Here is a 21180-nt window from a genome sequence, read left to right as displayed (position 1 = left end):
AATTAAGCCTTTGACTGGATACAAGCAATCAACTCTCCAACTTTATTCAGCTTCTTGAGTTCCTTAAGCTTGAATGAAATGCCAAATGCGTTCTCAACCTCTGCCATCATAGTCATGTGGGTAAGAGATCCCCAGTTATCCACATCATTAGCAGACAGTTCGTCTGTAAGTACGAGTTCAGGTGCAGAGAAAACTTTACGGAAGATAGGAGTGAGTTGCTCAATAATTTCGTTACGATCCATAATCTTTAAATTTTAATTAATGTTTTTAATATGTTCTTGTCAATTTTGCCATTATTGTTAAGAGCAAATTCCTTCTGGAAGATAATCTGAGAAGGAATCATATAGTTAGGCATCTTTGTGCGCATGTATTCTATAAGTTTCTCAGTATTGAATTCTTCTGACTCAATAAACATGGCAATTTCTGTAATGCTCTGCTTGTTATCAAATGCTATACACACGACATTTATGCTGTTTAAATATTCTTTGGCGTGAAACTCTATTTCGCCAAGTTCGACACGAAATCCCTGAATCTTAGCTTGATGATCTATTCGACCGGAATACATAATATCGCCATCTTTATCCTTGTAGCACAAATCTCCCGAGCGATACCATCTAATTCCATCTTTTTCAAAAAAAGCCTCTGAATTTTTCTCAGGATTATTATGGTAACCAGGTGTCAATTGTGATCCTGAGAGACAAAGTTCTCCCATCTCCTCATTCTGACAAACACACATATTCTCATCAAATATTTCCATTCCACAATTAAGCATCGGTTTTCCTATTGAGAGAACTCCATTATAAGCTTTATTTTCGCCATTACGCTTATAGCGATAGGTAGAACACCATATTGTATCTTCTGTTGGGCCATAGACATTATCTATTACTGCATTAGGTACACATTTTGCCCATTCATTGGTGATGTCTAAATGCAATGCCTCTCCACAAAATAATGAATAACGAATAGAAGTGCAGTCAATCTCATCAAAATATGGTTTCAATAATCTTATAGTTGATGGTGCCATAAGGGTGAAGGTAAGCTTTTCATCCTCGATCAAGCTACCCACTGTTACGTACTTAGCACCATTCGACGATACCGTGTATACACATGCTCCCTTTATTAATGGGATTAGATAGGATATTATCGATAAGTCAAAAGTCAGCTCAAAACACTGAAGACAGCGGTCGTTTTCATCTAAATTGTAAATCTCGAAGAAAGCCTCCACAAAGGAAGCAAGATTCTTTCTGGATAGTTGTACGCCTTTTGGTTTTCCAGTACTGCCAGAAGTGAATAGGATATAAGCTAAATTTTCGTCGGAGGTATTGGCAGGTTCGAATATGTGACCAACAGACTCGTCGGTTAAAGAATCTGTCTTTATCAATTGAATATCTTGATACCTTGTATTGGGTGAGGAATCAAGAATTAGGTCTAAATTTACTTGACTAATAATTTCCAAACAACGCTCAATAGGCCAACTTGGATGTAGTGGTACATAATTATACCCTTCTAGCCATAATGCGATTATAGATGCGTATGTCTCGATATCATTATTAGTAACAAGCCCGACACTCTTGTTGTTAAATGATTCGGTTTTTAACGCGTGACGTATCTTTGATATCGTCTGTCCAAAACACCTGTAGCTGTAAAACACTTCGTTAATGCAAAACGCATTGCGATCAGGAAAGTTCTGTATAGAAGACAGAACGTGATTAATGACGTTTTCGTAAAACATAATATTTAGTCTTTTTCTTTAAAATACTCAAATAAATTTTCAAAAATTCTGTATAAGGAATATCTCGGTTTCCACCCTAGACTCAATAATTTCTGGGTTGATAATCTCTGTTTTGTAACAGGAGCATACCCCAGACCATTTTTTATATCTAAAATAACTTCGATAGAAGAACTGAAATTATCACGCAAATATTCAGCCATAGAGCGAGCTGAGATATAGGTATCTTCATTAGCAACATTATAAGCTTCTCCATCAGAGCCTCGTAACAATATATACAAAACCGCTGAAACGCTATCCATAGTATAGCAATATGGTCTAGAGGATTCTCCTGTTGTGTGCAATACTATATTTTCTCCTTTAGCGGCCAGTCTGGCAAACTGTGCAATAACTCGATTGTCATCTTTTGCTATACCAGCTCCCGTAGTCTGTGTTAGTCTGGCAATCTTGACCGGAATATTATACTCCTTAGCGTAAAGATGACATAGATTCTCGGCTGCTCTCTTGGCCATGGGATATGAACTACGGACACTAATAGGATCAAGATAACCTTGTATATCTTCCGTTATCGAGATTGAATCATCGTTGATTTCTCCATAAACTTCCAATGACGACAAATAAACGATAGATTTGATTGAATGCTTAATTGCATAATTAAGGAACACTCTTGTACCTTCAATAATCGTTTCAAAAGTTTCAACTGGTTTTTCAATGAAAAATCTGCTTGAAGTTGGTGCAGCACAATGTATGATATAGTCAACACCCTCTATCTGATTATAATCATAAGATAATACATCACACTCTATCAATTTGATAAGATTTGCGTCCTGCTCAAATATTGACATAGCCTTTGACATACTTCGTACAGGTGCTATGATTCGGATGTGTTGGTCTAAGGCCAGCAAACATTTTATTAAGGTTGAACCTATAAGCCCTGTTGCGCCGGTAATCAAAAAACAAGAATCAGATAACGATTCACCTAATTCAAAATTCTCTACAAACTCGAGAATATCTTTTGTTTGTACTCTATCCATATCAATATCCAAATATCTGTTGATTCTCATGTACTTCAACCATAGCCCTAAAAATAAAGAAATCAGATGGTGTAGTAATCTTTATGTTCTCCATAGGACCAATAACCGTATGCAACTTACAGCCATAATGACTCATCAAAGTACACGAGTCTATAAAGTCATGCCTACCTTCTGCACGCGCACACTCGTGCTTATCAAGAATATCAGACAATTGAAAACTTTGAGGTGCACGAGCTATTAGCGAGTCCTTTCGTGAAGGTATCTGTAGTGATGAGTCTGGCTGTACGACAACAAAAGTCTCAGTGGCTGGAATACATGTGATACAGTTACCCTTTGAATGGACAATCTCTATATTATCAGAAATGGTCTGTTCGGTGATAAGTGGACGAACACCATCGTGAATGAGTACATAAGCATCGCTATCATTTTGGGTATCAGCATATCGTTTTGCAGCTATAAGTCCATTATAGATACTATCCTGTCCTGTATTACCACCAGGCACAATATCAACCACTTTGTTAATCTCAAATTTGCGAAGCTGCTTCTTGAGAAACGGGATCCATGGTTCAATGCACACAACACAAATTGCATCAATACCAGGATGATTGTCAAATAGTTCAAGAGTATATATAATGACCGGCTTTCCATGCAGTTCCAAAAACTGCTTTGGACGACTTGTCGTTTTCATTCTTGTACCGGATCCACCAGCAAATATTACAGCAATATTTTTCATTGTTTTTAAAATTTTCCCAATAGGAAAGGAAATTTTACATTAATCATTTTATTTAAACCTATACATAATATCATTATGATGGTTGAAATAACAAACGAGACAAAGTAATTTAGATTATATCCCAAAACAGTATCAGAAATATATACGAAGAAAATTTGAGTACAAAGGATTACTAGTAGAGAATTACCAGCAAGCAATGTGTATCTGTTATTTTTTCTAAACATACTTGATAAATAAAGAATCATAAAACTGCCTATAGTTCCTGTGATATAAAATAAAGGCATGCTTACATACCAAGAGTATGCGCCCCAGCGTATAGTCCACATGGAAACAGGCCCATTTATCTTCATTAAAACTACAGTAAAAAGAAAGCAGAATATAAATCCGACAATTGGATTTACTTTCTTTACAATAATATTAATCTTATCTTTTAGATAATAGCCACAAAGAAAGAATGGTATAGCCATAAGGCCATTGGCAAGCCAAAAATACCTGTTATATCGGATACAACATAGATAAAAAAGGATTGCGACAACTATATAAGCCCATTTGTACTTGTCTCCAATTACAATATCTGTTAATACCTTACAGTAAAACAATGCTATCAAGAACCAACAGGGGCCGTTGACCATTCCTTCCCCAAAGGCAAAATTTACAAATGTCACTTTCAGATAAGAAATCACCAAGGAACAGTAACTAGCATGATTAAGCATGGAGGACCAGCTAGATTTAAAATTGTCCCAACCGAGATAATAGGTGATACTTGAAAATATGAAGAACAATGCACAAAATGATAACACAGGCACAAGTAATAACCTTGTATATTTCTTTATCGATGGCATAGGTTCAGATTGTTTATGAAGCATACCGCTGACAAGAAAGAAAAAAGGAAGATGAAACTCATATATGAAAATTCTCACATCATTGTCATCAGAGTATGTATATAAATGACCAAATATGACTAGAAACGCAACAATTATTCGTGAGACATCAAGATACGCTATTCTTTCGGTTTTACCCATTGGTTTAGAGATTTGGAAGAATATATTTTTGTATATTCGAGTTAATACTGTTTCTGACTGTAGCTCTAAACTCTTCGCGTTGTTTTTGGTCATAACCTCTGCTTATCGATTCATTAAGCCTTTCAACAACAAGATTAGGGTCAAAGTCTTTGGGAGAAATAAAATTACCAGACTCATTGATATTCTTTCCAAACAATGACAACTTTTCATTCCAAACCAATCCAATGGCAGGTATGTTAAGTGAATAACTGATTATACAACTATGCAAACGTCCGGCAATAACTCCCTTGAATTGGGCAATTGTTTCAATCAATTCTGCAGCCGTTAAAGGTATATCCAACTGAACTTTTATCTGGTGTATCTTGTTCAGTTCTTCCTGTATTTCATGTGCAAATTCATTATCAGCCTTCGTGCCGTTCGAAAAAATATGAACTTCCTGACCTTTAGATAACAATTGCATGACAATATTGACGTATAATTGTTTCAATTGGCATGATGAGAATTTCAAACCATAGTTCTCAAATATGTCTTTTCTAACAATGCCTATTCCTACAACTTTACTATCTGTACATTTTGACACACCAAAAATCTCTGCGGCCCAAACTGCAGGATCTGCAACTTTTTCACAGATTATTGTTGGCTTTGAATTAAAATATTTATAGAATAAAGTATTGTAATCATCGCGTGTTGACACATATTTGACAGATGGCTGGTGTAACATTCTCTTTAATTTCATACAGCCTTTGTGGTTGTCATCATATCCCTCAACACCTACACTATTGATGATTACAGGAAAACCGTATTTGTTACCAGCAACAGTTATTGCATACATACCATCAGTAAAGCGATTGCCAGTAAACTCAATCAGCCCTCCACCTACAATCACAACAAGATCAACATCCTTTAACTGTTCATCCATAAAGCGAATGTAGTCGGTAGAGAATATCCAATCCGTCATCTTCTGACTTTTGATGCGAAGAAGGTTAGAAATACGTATCCACCATAGCATACGTGAAGAAAGCTGATTCTTCATATAGTGATTTAGAGATACATGTCTAATTTCAATATTATCTGATGGTAACGTTGACGTAAACATTGACTCTGTACATCGTGCAATTACTGGATCGCCAAGATTATCATCTTGATATAGACCAGCAAAAGCTATCCTAAATTTCCTCATTGTTTTTATTTAATTACATTGAACATTATATACAATTTAAAAAGGGATAGCCTATTATATACGCTTTGTATACATAGAGTCTTTCAGAATATTCATTTCGTTGAGGATATTTTTTATGAATTTATTAACACGTTGCCTTTTTGTTAATTTCTCCCAAAACGGAAATTGAGATTCTTTCCAAGCTGTTATTTTAAGATATTTCTTATATTTACCTCTGTATGGATGTGTACAATCACGGAACCAAGGCTTGATAGGACAAGCAAAGTGTATAATGCCGGGATTTTTTTTTGCATCTGCGAGATCTGGAAGATATTTGTCGAATATCTTTGGAACACGCATGAAATAGAATGTAGTCATATTCCATCGGATGGGAAGTAGTGTAAGAAATCCCTTAAAATACATTGCTATTACATCCTGTTCATTCATTATGATATTCGAAACCTGCTTCACATAATTGAAAATTGGAGTTTCGGATTCCTTCTTTCTCCATGATTTAAGGTCACATACCATAACACCAGAATTTATGTATAAATCCGATTGCAGCATGCCTAAACGGGGCTTGTGGGTCTCGTCGCAATCAGGAATGTCTTCTGCAGCTGCAATGATATTTCCTTGGAGATTCCAATTGTAAAGCGACTGAATATCATCGTTTATAACCATATCGACATCAAGGAATAGACAGCGCTCGCACTCTTTTGGAAGCATCACAGGTATAAAGAGTTTGTAGTACATCATAGTATTCCACTGACCTACAGGAAGTTCCTTTAGGTTGACACCAAGTGACATTCCAAGTTCTTTTTCAGGAAAGACTAAATTGAGTTTAGAATTGCACTTTCTACATAGATTACTAAGCCTGTCGTATGATGTACTTGTAATGCTATCGGTGAATAGATAAATGTGAAACTGCTTATTCTTGTTTGTTTCAAAAAGGGAACACAACATGACTGCTGCATGTTGCATGTAGTCCTCATTTGCAACTATCACTATGTTGTATATCATTGTTTTTTGTAAGCGCCACCTGAAGCGTCTAGAAGATATATATTGTAAAAAAATTAAAAAAGGGAGCACCGCTGGATATTGAACCTTTTCTATTTTTATGAGAGACCAGCGGGGTATTCACCCTTATTAAAAAACAATATGAATCTATAACTATTCTGTCACTTTTATAATACCAAGTCTATTCTACTTAACAATACCCTTTTCTAGGTACTCTGCAAGATTTGTTCTTACCTTCATTGCAGCATCCTCGGATGCTACTTTAGCCATGTCACTCTCGACCATCAACTTGACAAGTTCTTCAAAGCTTGTCTTGTTGGGATTCCATTTGAGCTTGGCCTTGGCCTTGGTAGGATCCCCCCAGAGGTTAACAACATCAGTAGGACGGTAGAAATCCTCGCTGACAGCGACAACAACTTTACCCTTCAACTTCTCAGGGCCTTTCACTACGATTCCTTTCTCATTGATTCCCTCACCCTCAAACTTCAGTTCTATTCCTGCATGTTTGAAAGCCAGTTCAGTGAACTCACGCACACTGTGTTGGACACCTGTGGCAATCACAAAGTCCTCGGGCTTGTCCTGCTGCAGAATGAGCCACATGCACTCAACATAGTCCTTAGCATATCCCCAGTCACGCAGAGAATCCATATTACCCAAATATAGGCAGTCCTGCAAGCCCTGGCTTATGCGTGCAGCTGCAAGGGTAATCTTCCTCGTTACGAAGGTCTCGCCTCGACGTTCAGACTCATGGTTAAAGAGAATACCAGAGCAGCAATACATATTATATGCCTCACGGTATTCTTTCACAATCCAAAAACCATACTGTTTGGCTACAGCGTATGGCGAATAAGGATGGAACGGCGTATTCTCGTTCTGAGGGACCTCTTCTACTTTACCATACAGCTCGCTGGTAGAGGCCTGATAAATACGACATGTCTCCGTCATGCCCAACTGGCGAACTGCCTCCAAAATGCGCAGCACGCCCACGGCATCGACATCGGCCGTGAACTCCGGTGAGTCGAAGCTTACCTGCACATGGCTCTGAGCTGCAAGATTATATATCTCATCAGGGCGTACCTTACCAATCACGCCCAGCACACTCATAGAGTCGCCCAAGTCTGCATAGTGCAAATGGAAATGGGGCGTGCCCTCCAAGTGGGCTATACGCTCACGGAAGTCTACAGAACTTCTACGAATCGTACCATGTACGTCGTACCCTTTTTCTAACAAGAGTTCGGCCAAGTAACTTCCATCCTGACCAGTAATACCAGTAATAAGTGCTGTTTTCATACAAAACTATGTTTAATTGTTCTGACTGGCAGTATCGAACTGCATCACCCTTGCGACCACCTGTGCAATCAGAAGATGTTTGATGTTTTATGGATGATGTTAATGAAACTTCATTATGTCAGACCAACTGACTTTCCTCTCTACGGAGGGAACTTGAGTTCGACCTTGATATCGAGGGCTTTGCAGAGTTTGGTTAGGAGTTCATTCTCCCATCGTTTGCGTTCCTGCGGCTGGGATTGGTAATGCTGGCAGATGTCGCGATGGATGGCGATCAACTGCGCCAGGTTAAGAACATCACTTGCCGCAAGATTGTGGTCTTAGGCTCGCTTAAAGATACCATTACGAAACTGGTACCTACTCTCCATTGAGCGGCGGCTGTGAGCAAAGACGTTATCGGCCTTTGCCAACACCAACTCTGATAAAAGCTTTTCAGCTGTCAGAGTTTCTAAGACTTTTTTCTTCATCTTTTAAGAAAAGTTTTGAAATTTAAAATTATTATAATTATGTCCCCGTGGGGACAGATATTTGCACAGCAACTAATTTTGTTGTACCTTTACAGCGTTATAATTAACAACCAATTAACGTTATATTTAAACTTAAAAAAGTAATGACAAATCAAGACCCCATTGAAAAGGAGATTGCGCTTTCGAGTGCAACTCCTTCGGTAGCACCCGCAGTGCTGAAGCTCGACAAGTGTAGAATCATGGCTGACACAGAAGTTAAGTCGGAAGACTTCCTACTGCGATGGTATGGTAAACCATGCTTTCCGCGACTCGACCTTTCGGCCATTACTGGTACCGAGAAGTGTGGTAAAACTTTCTTTACATCGATGCTGATGGCCTGCTGTGCTGCCAAGAACGTTTTAGAACTGGAACGTATCCGCGAAGAACCGCTGAAGGTGATGTGGTTTGACACGGAGCAAAGTCGCCAATCAACCAAAAGTATTCTTACCGATCGTGTCTATCAATTAGGCGATGCCGATGAAGCCAACTTCTTTGTGTTCAACGTGAGAGCTTGCAGCTGTCAGGAACGTATCGACTATCTGGTGGCAGGTATCGAAACCTATAAGCCTGATATGGTGATAATCGACAACGTGAGCGACCTGCTATCCAGCATTAACGATCCAGAGGCATCGGCCCAGCTTATCGACCTGCTGATGCAGCTATCTACCGAGAACGATTGTAACATCACGATTGTGATCCACCTGAATCGTACTGGTGAGAAGCGTGGATTGCGTGGCTGGTTGGGAACCGAGATCCTGCATAAGGCCTTCGATGTGTATTACTGCGAGCAGATTGAGAAAACGGATGTATTCTCAGTTGAACAGACATTTACCCGCAAGTACCGTATCAACGAACAGATGTATTACAAGATTGATGATAACGGACTTCCAGTGATTACTACTAAGCCTAACTATCAACCCCGCAACCAGAATGGACAGTATATGAGCAACAAGCCCGAAGCCTACCAGATTAGGAGCGATAAGGCCACGACCTTTAACCAGAAGTATATCATCCACAATGATGGCAATGCCCAGCGCCCTTGGGAATGGAACCTGCGCCCACTGTTCAGCGACGCCTTCGGTAGTATACCATCCTTACCATTAGAGAACCTGCAGAACCAGGTGATGAAACTGAGCGAGATTAAACAACCAAAGTACTACGAGAAGGTGTTCGACCTGGCGGTGGGCCAGCGGGTGATTAGTACTACCATGGACAAACACGGCCGCGTAGTGGCTGTTCTTATCCCCTCTTAACCCCCTCTTACTATAGCCCACCCTCTCTCATAGAGAGGTGGGGCTATAGTAAGAGGGGTGTAGAGGGATATATCACGCCATAAACGATTTTCGAAATTAAATGAAACTTAAAGATCTATTTAAAGACTCTCTGAAAAATCTCGGTCTGTATATGCCAGCGCCGCCATTATGGGCTCGGCCTTTATCGGCCAATAGCAGTTTTTGCCGGGCGGTGGTTGCCAACGGGATGCTTACCAAGCGGCAGATGGTGCATGCGGCACTGCGATACCGGTTAGGCCGATCGAAGGATGATGCCGTGATCTACTGGCAGATTGACCAGATGGGCCGTGTGCATGATGGCAAACTGATGTGGTATGGTGCCGACTGTCATCGGCTGAAGGACCGCCATGCGACGTGGGTGACGTATCTGTTGAAGAAGCACTTTGAACTGCCACAGGGCAGTTTTCAGAGCAATCACGTTTTCTTCGGTTTGCATCTGGTTCGTGAACCTTGCACGGTTTGTATCGTAGAGGCCGAGAAATCGGCGGTTATCTTATCGGAGCTGTATCCGCAGTATGTGTGGCTGGCGGCAGGCGGACTGTTTGAGTTGCAACCGCAGAAGTTCTGGGCCTTGCAGCACTGCCGAATTATCTTGCTGCCTGATACCGATGAGGAGCTGAAAGCTTACACACAGTGGTACGGAGTGGCGCAGCAGGTGATGCAATCGTTTTTATGGCCTAAACAGAACCGTATCTACGTATCCGACTTCTTAGAGCGCCATGCCTCGGCCGACCAGAAACGGCGGAAAATCGACCTTGTGGATTATATCCAGAAATCAACTTAGTTTTGCTCCGTAATCAATTTACTTTTTTTCTAAAATCAAGTTACTTTTCAACCACAATCAATATGGTAAATTACTACAATAAGCATCTATTTATCAGTAAGACCAAACTGGCCGAACTGGCTGGTGTATCAGACCGTACCTTTTCTCGTTATCTCAGTAGTCGCCAGCATATCCTCGAAGCAATGGGAGTAAGCCGTAAAGCTCAATTGCTACCACCACAGGCAGTAAAATATGTTTGTGAGGATTACTGCATCGATTTGCCTCCTGAGCTGCAAGATCAGCGTGTGCTGCAGAGTCATCAGCTTTATCAGAAGGTGGTGCGTGAGTTGCAACTGACTACCTTTTTTGACGGTAAGTGGACCAAAATCACTGAAATTCCACCTGATTTCTAATTATTTTTCTCGAAGTCCGCCAAAGTCCGCCAACGCACTTTCGCAATGTCGTACCTTTGCCATCGCAAACAAGTTGCGCTGGCGAGTGAAGGCTGCGGTTCAACATAGCTCGAGCAAGCTCAGCTCTGCACTCACCTTGCACTTCACTTGCACTGCTATTCCGGATGGCACAATGTTTAATCTTTAATGTTTAATCTAAATTATGGTACGTTACATTTTAAAGCAAATCAAAATCACTGGTAACAAGTGTTTCGGTAAGTGGTTCGCCAAGAACGTGGTTGAAGAGACTATCGACCTGGATGCTCTGGCTGAGCACATGAGTACTCACAACTCGCCCTACTCCAAGGGCGTTATCAAAGGCCTGCTCACCGACATGATCGGTTGTATCAAGGAACTCCTGCTGGAGGGTAAGAACGTGAAGATCGACGACCTGGCTATCTTCTCGCTTGGTATCAAGAACAAGGAGATGGCGGAGAAGGAAGAGGACTTCACTGTATCTAAGAATATCAGCGGTGTGAAGCTGAAGGCCCGTGCCACTGGCGACCTGATGAGTAAGAGTCTGAACCTGGAGGCTACCCTGAAGAAGGCTGCCTTCGTGAATGGCAAGTTGACTACTGAGCCAAGTAATGGCGGTGGTGGTAATACCAGCAGCGGTGGCTCAACCAGCGGTAGTGGTTCGGATACGCCAAGCGGCGGTGGAAACACCGGTGGAGGCGGTAACCATGAGCCTATCGGAGACTAAATTTTAGGCACGGGCTACACGGATTAATTTCCTATAGTCCTGTAGTCCGTTGCCAAAAACCAACTCTTAACCCTTAAAATTGTATTCTATATGGTGAAAGTAAATTGGACCAAAGTTGCTAAGGTCCTTAAATTTGTCGCAACAGTTATTACCTCAGTTCTCGGATCCATAGCCGTACAGTCATGCGCTCAGTAAACTTGATTGTTATTCACTGCAGCGCTACCCGCTGCAACAGGCGTTTCACTGTCGACATGCTCAAGGCTTGTCATAATGCCCGGTTCGGTAACAAGGGTATTGGTTACCACTATTACATTGAGCGTGACGGGCATTTGTATCAAACGCGTGATGAGAGCCTTGTGGGCATGCATGCCAGGCATTACAATACGCACTCTATTGGCATCTGCTATGAAGGGGGCCTTAATGAGCAGGGCCAGGCTGCTGATACTCGTACGCCGGAACAGCGTGCAGCGCTGATTGCCTTGCTACGAAGCCTTAAAGAGGATTATCCTCAGGCCGAGATCCTCGGGCATCGAGAACTCGAAGGGGTTCACAAAGAGTGCCCGTCTTTTGATTGTCAGGAGTACCGAGATTACTTCTCGGGCTCCAATGTCAGAGGGACAGTCTCTTGACATCTTCAGGGATTTGTTTCTGACACAGGGACAGGTCCCTGACACCTATTTAATATATATAGAAGGTTTTCAACACCTTCAAGTTTCCCTGATTGTCCTTTTCTCTGGCGCAGAGAAAAGAACTAAAAGAGACATTCACCCTTCCAAGGCCTCCCCTCAAGGGGAGGATGCAAAGTCGGGATTTGGGAAAACCGCAAATCCCTCCTACCCTTTTTGCAGGCCGGGACTTCGGCCTATATTGTTTATAGCTGCTCTATGAGCAGCGGCCCAAAGGGCCTACCCTAATACCATGCTAAAACACCGAGGGGTTTTGCCGCGCGGCTGGGGGCGAGAAGCCACCAAAGAGCACTTCTAACCGAGGGTGTAGACGAAGACTACTGCGAGGGCCATGAGGAGGGCTAGAATTATTAAGGTAATCTTTAGTACCTTCTCGAGGGTTTTCTTAAACTGGATCTGGGACAAGCTGCGCTGTTTGAACAGGCTGGCATCGTCCGGTTCGTGATGATGATGTTTATTCATGGTGTTCGGACATAAAAAATGTAAAGATGCAAAAATGCAAATTTATCTAAAGATATTGATAAGGAGCGAGGTTAAAGAAATCAGTACACTCGTACCTGTTACCCACAGGGAGGTGTTCTGACCGAACTTTGAGTTCTGAGCCTTTACCTTGTTGGGCTCTACATACACAATATCATTCTGCTGCAGATAATAATAAGGTGAATTGATGATGTTGGCATCATTCAGATTCAACGTTACAATCTGCTTTTTACCAGTGGCATCCTCACGAATGAGCTTTACCTTGTTGCGCACACCATAGATAGTGAGGTCACCTGCCTGGGCCAACGCCTCGAAGATAGAAATCTTTTCGCGCGACACCAGGAAACTACCTGGCTGATTCACCTCGCCTAATACCGATACTGAATAGCTCGACATGCGAACGGTGACAATGGGATTCTCGGTCTCGGCCATATAGGGGCGGATCTTCTCGGAAATGAGCTGCTCGCACTCCGACTTGGTGAGGCCGCTGACATGCAGCTTACCGATAATAGGATAATTGATGTAGCCATCGTTATCCACCAGACAAGGCATCAACGAACCACCGCCAGCCGAACCGGATGCACCGCCTTGCTGCACCAGATTGAAGGGTGCCGAAGCCTCGGGGGTTGTGGTGTTTACCGATATGGTGAGCTGATCCTTGGGCATAATGCGAGCATCGTACAAGAATCGTGACTTGTCGAAATTAATACTGTCGCTGTTCTGCAAATAAGCAACGTTTTTCACTGAGCCACAGCTTGCGAGCAGCAGTGCCAATGTAAGAATTAAAAAATTAAAAAATGTAAGTTTTTTCATATTCTACTTTTTTTAGGGTTAAAACTGCCACCAGTGCTTTTTCTTGGGGGGAAGGGAGTGGTGGATGGACGACTGGGCGGCCATATCATCAACCACATCGTGCCAGGATTGGTGGTGCTTAATCATACGATAGATGGTGCCCCAATCGGGCAGACCTCCTAGGTTGCGATCATCGATAAACAGATCTACCTTGAGCTTGCGCGAAAAATGGGGATTGCTCTCGGTGGTTTCCTCGGGGTAGTCGCGATTCACGGCATAGAACTCCAAGCCGCGCTGGCGACAATATTCGACAGCCTCCTTAAGCAAACGGCCCTCGCGCACCGACCACAGAATGAGTCGGTGGCCATCCTGGCGGAGCATCTTCAGGGTATCGATGGCGAAAGGTATCTCCTCGCCTATCTCAGGGTACTTATGGGTTACAATCGTACCGTCAAAATCTACTGCGATTAACATACATTCTTTTAGTCGCTAAAGCTTTGTAAAAGCGAGCAAGCTCGAGCGAAAGATTAAACATGAAACATTAATGCTTGATGGAGTCATCATTCTTGTTGGAATAATGACTCTCGGCGTAGTTGCCGTAAGAGCCGTAGTTGCCATAGTTGCCGTAAGAGGCATGGCCATAGCGGCCGTACTTGCCATACTTGCCGTAGCCATAGTAGTAGCCGTTCTTTTTCTTCGACATATCCACGCCGTTCAGGATGATACAGGTGTTGCTGAGCTTCTGCTCGGCTACCAGCGTGTTCACAATACCGATATTGCTCTTCGGGGTGTAGTCGTCGCGGCATACATAGCAGTTAACGTTACTATAACGAGCAATCTGCAGGGTATCGGTGACCAAACCTACTGGTGCGGTATCCATAATCACATAGTCGTACTCCTGCTTGAGCAGTTCAACCACATCGCGCATATTCTGGCGGGCTAGCAGCTCCGCTGGGTTTGGCGGTGTAGGACCGGCCAACAGCAGATGCAGATTCTCGTTCACGCCCGATGGGCAGATAGTATTCCGCAGATCGGCCATAGTAACCGCATCCTTTACCAACAGCTGACTGACACCAAGGGTACGGTCCTTCACACCGAACAAACGGCCTAAGGCTGGCTTGCGGATATCGAGACCGCAGAGCACAACCTTTTTACCCAGCAGGGCGAACGATACCGCCAAGTTGGCAGCGAGGAAGGTTTTACCCTCACCCGAAGTGCTGGAGGTGAAGAGAATCACTTTATCGTTCTCCTTCATCATAAACTGGATATTGGTACGCATAGAGCGGAATATCTCGTCAATCTGATCGTTCTTATTGGCTTTTACCACAATGCCGGCGGCAGTCTTGACCGAATCGCTGGCCACAGGCACATCGGCCACGATGGGCAGTTTCGTCAAGCGCTGCAGGTCGGTGTGGCCTTCCAGGCGGTAGCTGAGCAGCTGGATGAGCAGGATGATACCGAAAGGTATGCCTAAGCCCAACGCAACAGCTGCCAACATGATAACCGATTTTTTAGGGCTTACCTGGCCCAGGGCCATGGGCTCATCGATGAGTTTACCTTTATCGGCTGTGGCAGCCAATGAGATAGAGTTCTCCTCGCGCTTCTGCAACAGCAACAGATACAAACCGCTCTTTACCTCCTGCTGGCGACCAATCTGGGTGAGCACTCGCTCCTGCTCGGGGGTGCTACCAATACGACCGGCATACTTGGTCAATTGGCGCTGCAGGCCCTGGCGCTGGATATCAACCGAGCGGCGAGCCTGTAACAGGGCAGTACGGATAGAGGGCTGCAGATCGTCGAGGGTAGCCGTAAGCGTTTGTACCTGCGGGGCCTGCTCGCTCACGGTTTTGAGCAAGCGGTTGCGCTCCTGCACAGCCTGGTTATACGAGGCGATGAGCGCGGTAGAGGCGTTGTCCTGCATACCTACGTTCGAAGGGATAATCTTATACTGATTAGCGGGATTATCGACATACTCGCGCAGATAGTCCATCAGGTGCAACTGCGTATTCACCTCGGCCAGCTGCGACTCATACTGCGCACTCTGGGTGAGGGTCTGGGTGGCATCCATCTCGAGCTGAGTAACTGCATTACGTTTCTTATAGTTCTCGAGGGCACTCTCGGTGCTGCCCAGTTCGTCGTTAATCTTCTCCAAACGGGCATTGATAAACTCCTCGGTCTTCATGGCAATCTCGTTCTTATCGGCATTGGCCTGGCGGTTATAGCAGATAACCAGCTGGCGCAGGTAATCGAGACCGCGACGGGTATTCAGGTCGGTGAGTGTGAGTTCGACAATCGAGGTCTGCTTAGAGGTATTGGCCACAGCGAGTGAACTGGCATAACCCGTAGCCACCACCATCGGGGGCTGGATGGTGATATGATAACGCTCGCCTTCCTCCATGGATCTGGCACCGTTCTGGGTAAAGGCCAGCACACCATAGTCGGTACGGATGGTGGCAGGCAGTTTTTTGAGCTCCTGCGAGAAGCTGCCCGTACTCTGGCCATTATAGAGGGTTTCGCCCTTTACCTGATACTGGCCGTCGTTGCGCTCGAGGGTGAGCTGGATGGACTTCATGCCATCGAGCAGCTGCTTATCCCACTGGCTGAGCGACAGCGAATCGATATCCACGCTCACGGGTTGGGTGTTATACACGGGCTGCTTGGCCATGCGACCAGCCGTGACATACTGGGTGTAGAGCTTGAGGTCGATCACCGCATCGCGCGCTAAGATACGCGACTGCAGAATCTCCTTTTCGTTCTCGACACCAGCTGAATTACTCATAAAACCAAAATCCTGCATATTGGCCAGCATCTGTTCGCTTGAACCACGGCGATTATTCTTATCGTCCTTAATCAGCATTTTGGCCGACACCTGATAGGTGCGGGTGGCATAGCGCAGATAGATAAGCGCGCCACACAGGCAGATGAACAACGACAGCAGGAACCACTGCCAATTGAGCACCAGCATAGCATACAGGTTCTGGAAATTAAACACAGACTGTTCATCCTGAAGATCGGTCGAGCCTAAACCTTCATCATTCAATTTTGATTCGTCAATCATATACGGGATGTTTTAAATTATATTATGCAATTAAAAAGTGATATTCTCGTCGGGCAGCCAGTCGGTATTGAGCAGGAACGAGAAGTTGGAGGTTCCTGGTGTGAACACCGCACCGGTGGCCTTGGTGATTTGATTACGTTTGAAATGTACCTTAGGTAATGTTTTGCTGATAAGTACCGACTTGTCTGCATCGAGTGCCTCGATGGTTACCGGCATGATTTCTTCGTTATTAGCGAGGAACACGATGCTAAACACGGCGATGGTACCATCATCCTCATCGGGAACCACTGAATTGGTGACCGAAAAGCCATTATCGTCGGTGGCCAAACCTGTAGTTGGATTAAAGCTCTTGCTGCCTGCGCCGTAGGTGGTGCGAAGGGTGGTGGCAGCTGATGGTGCCTGATCGGTAGAAAGCAACTGGAACTGTGCCATCACACGATTCATCACCGGACTGATATCCACAGGTGCCTTGCCTGTTACGGTGATGCTCTGTGTGCAACAGAATGTTTCGCGTGCACGTTCGCTGGTATAGGCAGCCTGCGTAGGACTGGTAATGATGAACTTGTCGCCATCACTCCTATTTCGTGCCACGGCTACCATGGTATAGGTGCCTATGGGCAGACTGCACTCAAACTCGCCAAAGGTGGTGTAGGTGGTAGCATCGTCCTTTATCTGAGTGGCGGCATACACCTGCTTGTTGCTGGCGGCAAAGATGGCGATATCGATAGCCTTAACCGCCGTATAGTTGTTGGGATCGTCGCCAGCACGCGTTTGGGCATCAGGAAAATTCTCGTTGGAGAATGAAAAATCACTTATATGTACACGCACTGGGGTTTTCACCTCGTCTTGGTTGTTCTCTTCTGCAGCCTTCTGGCTACAACTTTGAGCCAACAGGAGTATTCCTGCCAGCATGATTGATTTAATTCTCATTTTTTAAGTTATAGGTTTATTTATAACGTTATTGAAATTCTATGGTCTGCTCACCTTCCCACTCGGCATTGATACCGATGATGAAGGTGATGGTTGAGCCATCGGAGCCCGAGAAGTACGGACCTGTGAGTTTGGTAATCATGCGCTGCTTGAGCGGCACTTCAAACTCGCGATCTTTCACGATGGTCTCGTTGTCGTTGTAGGCTGTAACCTGCAGATGCAGCGTACCCTCGGTGTCGTGAAGAAAGGTGTACAGATCAAAACTGCATGACTGTTCACCCGGCTCAACCGCGAAAAACTCGGTCTGCGTGCTGTTTACCGACCCCAGTCCAGTGGCTGCATCGAAAGCACCCGAGCCACCTTTATACTGGAACCGCATCTGCGTGACTCCCTCGGGGATGGCATCGGTAAACACTACCCTACAGAGCGACACGATACGGTGCAAATCGGCATCGATGGTGGTTTCGGCATCGTCGGTTACCTGGATAATGGCATTATGCAGAAAGGTGTCGGAATAGCCATCTTTGTTGTCGAACCGAATCTTCTGCGGATTGGTCATGGTGGGATTGCCACTACTGCTGTGTCCCACTACCACTAACTGATAGGTACCTGGATCAATCCGGAAGGCTACCGTGCCGTAACTGGCATCACCTACTTTCTGGTTGACTTGCTTAATGAGCTTGCCCGCCGTATCGTAGACAGCGAAATTGAGTCGCTGACAGTAATCGGTGATAGATGTGCGTGTGAATGGGACTGCAAACGACTGTTGCTCGATCTGGAATACTGAAACAACCAGATTGCCATCGGCGTCGCCACCTATAACGTCTTGTTCAGGGATGAGCGGATGCTCGCAAGATGTGAGGATTAATAAGATAAGGTAGAATGGAAGAATTAACCGTCTCATCTTAGCAATTTGCGTACTTTCCTCCTTCCGTGCTGACCAGCATAATATGTTTAAAGTCAGTACGTTATGATGTTTTTAAGTTTTGTTAAACCATTGGCATTCGGGATAGAATTGAAATCGATTTCCCTTTTCCGCGGACAAAGGTAAGCTTTTTATTTTAATTAACCAAATTTTTTAGAAGCAAATGTTGTTTTCCTCGACTTTTCTTGGCGTATTTGGATTTTTTATACCTTTATAGTTTGTTTTTCTGCTATTTTATTTGTACTTTTGTCCCCCGAAAAAGGAAAACGATGGCAGAAATACAAGAAGATATAGAGAAATGGTATGTGCTGGGATGCTTGAGTGTACACCACGAAGAGAAAGTGAGGGATGCACTGAGAAAGGCAGGATTCCGCAGTCACGTACCTATGAAATATGAGGTAAAAACCGTGCGCCGCCAGGAGCAGCGTACGATGGTGCCTGCCATCACGGGACTGATTTTTGTGCGTGCTACCGAGGAGGCGCTGAAGGAGTATATCCGACATAAGTCGCGCGAGAGCATCTACATGCGCAAATCTACCTTCTCGAACAAGCAGGACTATCTGACGGTACCTGATTATGCCATGGAGCGATTCATCGAATTCACCAATATCCGACAGGAAAAGATTACCTATTTTAAGCCTGAGGAGCTGAACCTGAAAGAGGGCGAGAAGATTCGTATCAAGGGTGGTATCTATGATGGCTACGAGGGAACCATCCTGCGCTTTAAAGGTAAGCGCAACAAGCATCTGGTGGTGCAGATACCAGGGGTGATTATCGCCGCCGTAGAGCTGGAGCCTGAACTGGTGGAGCCCCTGAACAACCCGATAGAACGAGAGATTAGGGAGCGCCCATCGAAAGATGTGGATGGGGATAAGAAATACCTATTGGAACTGGCCGAGTGGCTGTTGGAGAACCAGGCAGACAAGGATGTGCCCAAGGTGGAGTTCAACCTGAAGTTGTATGAGCTGAAGCGTACCCGCGCCCGCCTGCTGAAGTTTAAAGGTTTCACCCCCACCACCGAAGCAGAGCTGGCCCTGCCGATGTACTTAGCAGCGATCCTCTTAGATGAGGACGTAGAAGCGTATCGACAGCGATTGGTTAAGGCGACAGGAAAATTGAAGGATACAAGTAAATTGAAGGCGAAGTGCCAGAAGGCGATGGAGATTAAACATTCTTGCGACCCTTCGGTAGCAAGCGAGCATAGCTCGAGCGAAAGATTAAACATTAAAGATTAAACATTATAATATATAATTTTAACTGATTATGGAAATGATTAAGCTTGACATTACGAAGGCTGCATGCTTTTTGAAGGAGGGTGCAGTGGAGAGTTTTGAACCAAAGGTAGCTGAGGCACAGAAGGCTCTTGAGGCTGGTACTTGTCCTGGCAACGACTTCCTGGGGTGGTTGCACCTGCCCAGCAGCATCACACCAGCATTCCTGGACGAGCTGCAGGCTTGCGCCGACACCCTGCGCGCTAACTGCGACGCTATCGTAGTAGCTGGCATCGGTGGTTCGTACCTGGGTGCACGTGCCGTGATCGAGGCCCTGAGCAACGCATTCAGCTGGTTGGTTAACGATCCTAAGAACCCCACCATCCTGTTCGCAGGTAACAACATCGGTGAGGACTATCTGTTCGAACTCACAGAGTACCTGAAGGGTAAGAAGTTTGGTGTGATCAACATCTCGAAGAGTGGTACTACCACCGAGACTGCCCTCACCTTCCGTCTGCTGAAGAAGCAGTGCGAGGCCCAGCGTGGTAAGGAAGAGGCTAAGAAGGTGATCGTAGCCGTTACCGACGCCAAGAAGGGTGCTGCCCGTACCTGCGCCGACAAGGAGGGTTACAAGAGCTTTATCATCCCCGATAACGTGGGTGGTCGTTTCTCAGTACTCACTCCAGTAGGATTGCTGCCTATCGCCTGCGCTGGTTTCAGCATCAAGGATCTGGTGGCTGGTGCTCAGGATATGGAGAAGGCTTGTGCCCCATCAGTACCATTCGCCGAGAACCCCGCTGCACAGTATGCTGCCGTACGTAACGGACTGTACCAGAGCGGTAAGAAGATTGAGATTATGGTGAACTTCCAGCCTAAGCTGCACTTCTTCTCTGAGTGGTGGAAGCAGCTCTACGGCGAGAGCGAGGGTAAGGACGGTAAGGGTATCTTCCCTGCCAGCGTTGACTTCACTACCGACCTGCACTCAATGGGTCAGTGGATTCAGGAGGGTGAGCGCACTATCTTCGAGACTGTTATCTCTGTAGAGGAGCCCGAGAAGAAGCTGCTGTTCCCCAACGACGAGGAGAACCTGGACGGCCTGAACTTCCTGGCTGGCAAGCGTGTTGACGAGGTGAACAAGATGGCTGAGCTGGGTACACAGCTGGCTCACGTGGATGGTGGTGTGCCCAACATGCGCATCAGCGTTCCTAAGTTGAACGAGTACTACATCGGACAGCTCATCTACTTCTTCGAGATTGCCTGTGGTATCAGTGGTAATGTACTGGGTGTTAACCCATTCAACCAGCCTGGTGTAGAGGCTTACAAGAAGAATATGTTTGCGCTGCTGGATAAGCCTGGCTACGAGGCAGAGAGCGCCGCAATCAAAGCAAGACTGGGTTAAAC

21 protein-coding genes are annotated in these 21180 nt (G+C 44.8%); 7 read left to right on the top strand and 14 right to left on the bottom strand.

All coding sequences use genetic code 11. From position 1 onward, the window contains the following. Positions 1 to 2: 2 nt before the first annotated feature. The 9 genes from T499_RS0103290 to T499_RS14595 all read right to left on the bottom strand — a co-directional run bounded on the left by T499_RS0103290 (position 3) and on the right by T499_RS14595 (position 8448). Positions 3 to 242 carry an acyl carrier protein gene (locus T499_RS0103290; protein WP_033149727.1) on the bottom strand — a complete coding sequence of 80 codons (240 nt, stop codon included), beginning with the start codon at positions 240 to 242 and terminating at the stop codon, positions 3 to 5. A 5-nt stretch (positions 243 to 247) separates the two neighbouring features. Further along, positions 248 to 1732 (bottom strand): AMP-binding protein, encoded by a 1485-nt coding sequence (locus tag T499_RS0103285; protein ID WP_052173338.1) that lies wholly within the window; start codon positions 1730 to 1732, stop codon positions 248 to 250. A gap of 5 nt (positions 1733 to 1737) precedes the next feature. Next, positions 1738 to 2763, bottom strand: a complete 1026-nt coding sequence (locus T499_RS0103280; protein WP_033149725.1) for an NAD-dependent epimerase/dehydratase family protein — start codon at positions 2761 to 2763, stop codon at positions 1738 to 1740. A gap of 1 nt (position 2764) precedes the next feature. Further along, positions 2765 to 3496, bottom strand: coding sequence for an IspD/TarI family cytidylyltransferase (locus T499_RS0103275; protein ID WP_033149724.1), 732 nt, complete (start codon positions 3494 to 3496; stop codon positions 2765 to 2767). Positions 3497 to 3501: 5 nt separating this feature from the next. Beyond that, the gene (locus T499_RS15095; RefSeq protein WP_033149723.1) at positions 3502 to 4518 is read right to left on the bottom strand and encodes an acyltransferase family protein; all 1017 of its coding nucleotides are present in this window, start codon (positions 4516 to 4518) and stop codon (positions 3502 to 3504) included. A gap of 4 nt (positions 4519 to 4522) precedes the next feature. Continuing rightward, the gene (locus T499_RS14020; RefSeq protein ID WP_052173337.1) at positions 4523 to 5698 is read right to left on the bottom strand and encodes a polysaccharide pyruvyl transferase family protein; all 1176 of its coding nucleotides are present in this window, start codon (positions 5696 to 5698) and stop codon (positions 4523 to 4525) included. A gap of 54 nt (positions 5699 to 5752) precedes the next feature. Beyond that, the gene (locus T499_RS0103260) at positions 5753 to 6697 is read right to left on the bottom strand and encodes a glycosyltransferase family 8 protein (RefSeq protein WP_033149722.1); all 945 of its coding nucleotides are present in this window, start codon (positions 6695 to 6697) and stop codon (positions 5753 to 5755) included. Between the two features lie 183 nt (positions 6698 to 6880). Beyond that, a complete protein-coding gene (gene gmd / locus T499_RS0103255; protein WP_052173336.1) occupies positions 6881 to 7984 on the bottom strand; it encodes a GDP-mannose 4,6-dehydratase in 1104 nt (367 codons plus the stop codon). Between the two features lie 317 nt (positions 7985 to 8301). After that, positions 8302 to 8448, bottom strand: coding sequence for a hypothetical protein (locus tag T499_RS14595; protein ID WP_157054492.1), 147 nt, complete (start codon positions 8446 to 8448; stop codon positions 8302 to 8304). Positions 8449 to 8591: 143 nt separating this feature from the next. Between T499_RS14595 and T499_RS0103250 the strand changes: the two genes are divergently transcribed. From T499_RS0103250 to T499_RS0103230, 5 genes are all read left to right on the top strand, one after another. Continuing rightward, a complete protein-coding gene (locus T499_RS0103250; protein ID WP_033149721.1) occupies positions 8592 to 9740 on the top strand; it encodes an AAA family ATPase in 1149 nt (382 codons plus the stop codon). A 226-nt stretch (positions 9741 to 9966) separates the two neighbouring features. Then, positions 9967 to 10563, top strand: a complete 597-nt coding sequence (locus T499_RS0103245; protein WP_033149720.1) for a DUF6371 domain-containing protein — start codon at positions 9967 to 9969, stop codon at positions 10561 to 10563. 62 nt (positions 10564 to 10625) lie between these two features. Next, positions 10626 to 10955 carry a hypothetical protein gene (locus T499_RS0103240; RefSeq protein WP_013063763.1) on the top strand — a complete coding sequence of 110 codons (330 nt, stop codon included), beginning with the start codon at positions 10626 to 10628 and terminating at the stop codon, positions 10953 to 10955. Between the two features lie 202 nt (positions 10956 to 11157). Beyond that, positions 11158 to 11697, top strand: coding sequence for an HU family DNA-binding protein (locus tag T499_RS0103235; RefSeq protein WP_033149719.1), 540 nt, complete (start codon positions 11158 to 11160; stop codon positions 11695 to 11697). Between the two features lie 182 nt (positions 11698 to 11879). Continuing rightward, entirely contained in the window at positions 11880 to 12326 is a 447-nt protein-coding gene (locus T499_RS0103230) for an N-acetylmuramoyl-L-alanine amidase (RefSeq protein WP_033149718.1), read from the top strand. 561 nt (positions 12327 to 12887) lie between these two features. Here T499_RS0103230 and T499_RS0103220 read toward each other — a convergent pair. The 5 genes from T499_RS0103220 to T499_RS0103200 form a co-directional block, all read right to left on the bottom strand. After that, positions 12888 to 13676, bottom strand: coding sequence for a polysaccharide biosynthesis/export family protein (locus T499_RS0103220; protein WP_033149716.1), 789 nt, complete (start codon positions 13674 to 13676; stop codon positions 12888 to 12890). An 18-nt stretch (positions 13677 to 13694) separates the two neighbouring features. Further along, the gene (locus T499_RS0103215; protein WP_033149715.1) at positions 13695 to 14129 is read right to left on the bottom strand and encodes a BT0820 family HAD-type phosphatase; all 435 of its coding nucleotides are present in this window, start codon (positions 14127 to 14129) and stop codon (positions 13695 to 13697) included. Between the two features lie 67 nt (positions 14130 to 14196). After that, the gene (locus T499_RS0103210) at positions 14197 to 16713 is read right to left on the bottom strand and encodes a GumC family protein (protein WP_052173335.1); all 2517 of its coding nucleotides are present in this window, start codon (positions 16711 to 16713) and stop codon (positions 14197 to 14199) included. A 30-nt stretch (positions 16714 to 16743) separates the two neighbouring features. Beyond that, a complete protein-coding gene (locus tag T499_RS0103205; protein ID WP_157054491.1) occupies positions 16744 to 17643 on the bottom strand; it encodes a FimB/Mfa2 family fimbrial subunit in 900 nt (299 codons plus the stop codon). Positions 17644 to 17671: 28 nt separating this feature from the next. Further along, positions 17672 to 18547: a FimB/Mfa2 family fimbrial subunit gene (locus tag T499_RS0103200; protein ID WP_033149713.1), complete on the bottom strand. Its 876-nt coding sequence runs from the start codon at positions 18545 to 18547 to the stop codon at positions 17672 to 17674. Positions 18548 to 18837: 290 nt separating this feature from the next. Here T499_RS0103200 and T499_RS14015 point away from each other — a divergent pair, with 290 nt between their 5' ends. Both T499_RS14015 and T499_RS0103190 read left to right on the top strand, forming a co-directional pair. Then, complete coding sequence (locus T499_RS14015) at positions 18838 to 19803, top strand: UpxY family transcription antiterminator (RefSeq protein WP_052173334.1); 966 nt, start codon at positions 18838 to 18840, stop codon at positions 19801 to 19803. Positions 19804 to 19831: 28 nt separating this feature from the next. Next, the gene (locus T499_RS0103190) at positions 19832 to 21178 is read left to right on the top strand and encodes a glucose-6-phosphate isomerase (RefSeq protein WP_033149712.1); all 1347 of its coding nucleotides are present in this window, start codon (positions 19832 to 19834) and stop codon (positions 21176 to 21178) included. The last annotated feature ends 2 nt before the right edge of the window (positions 21179 to 21180 follow it).

It is taken from the genome of Prevotella sp. RM4, from assembly GCF_000701965.1.
Taxonomy (GTDB): Bacteria; Bacteroidota; Bacteroidia; order Bacteroidales; family Bacteroidaceae; genus Prevotella; species Prevotella ruminicola.
Note: the sequence above shows the minus strand (reverse complement) of the source record. Positions and strands in the feature narration are given on the sequence as shown.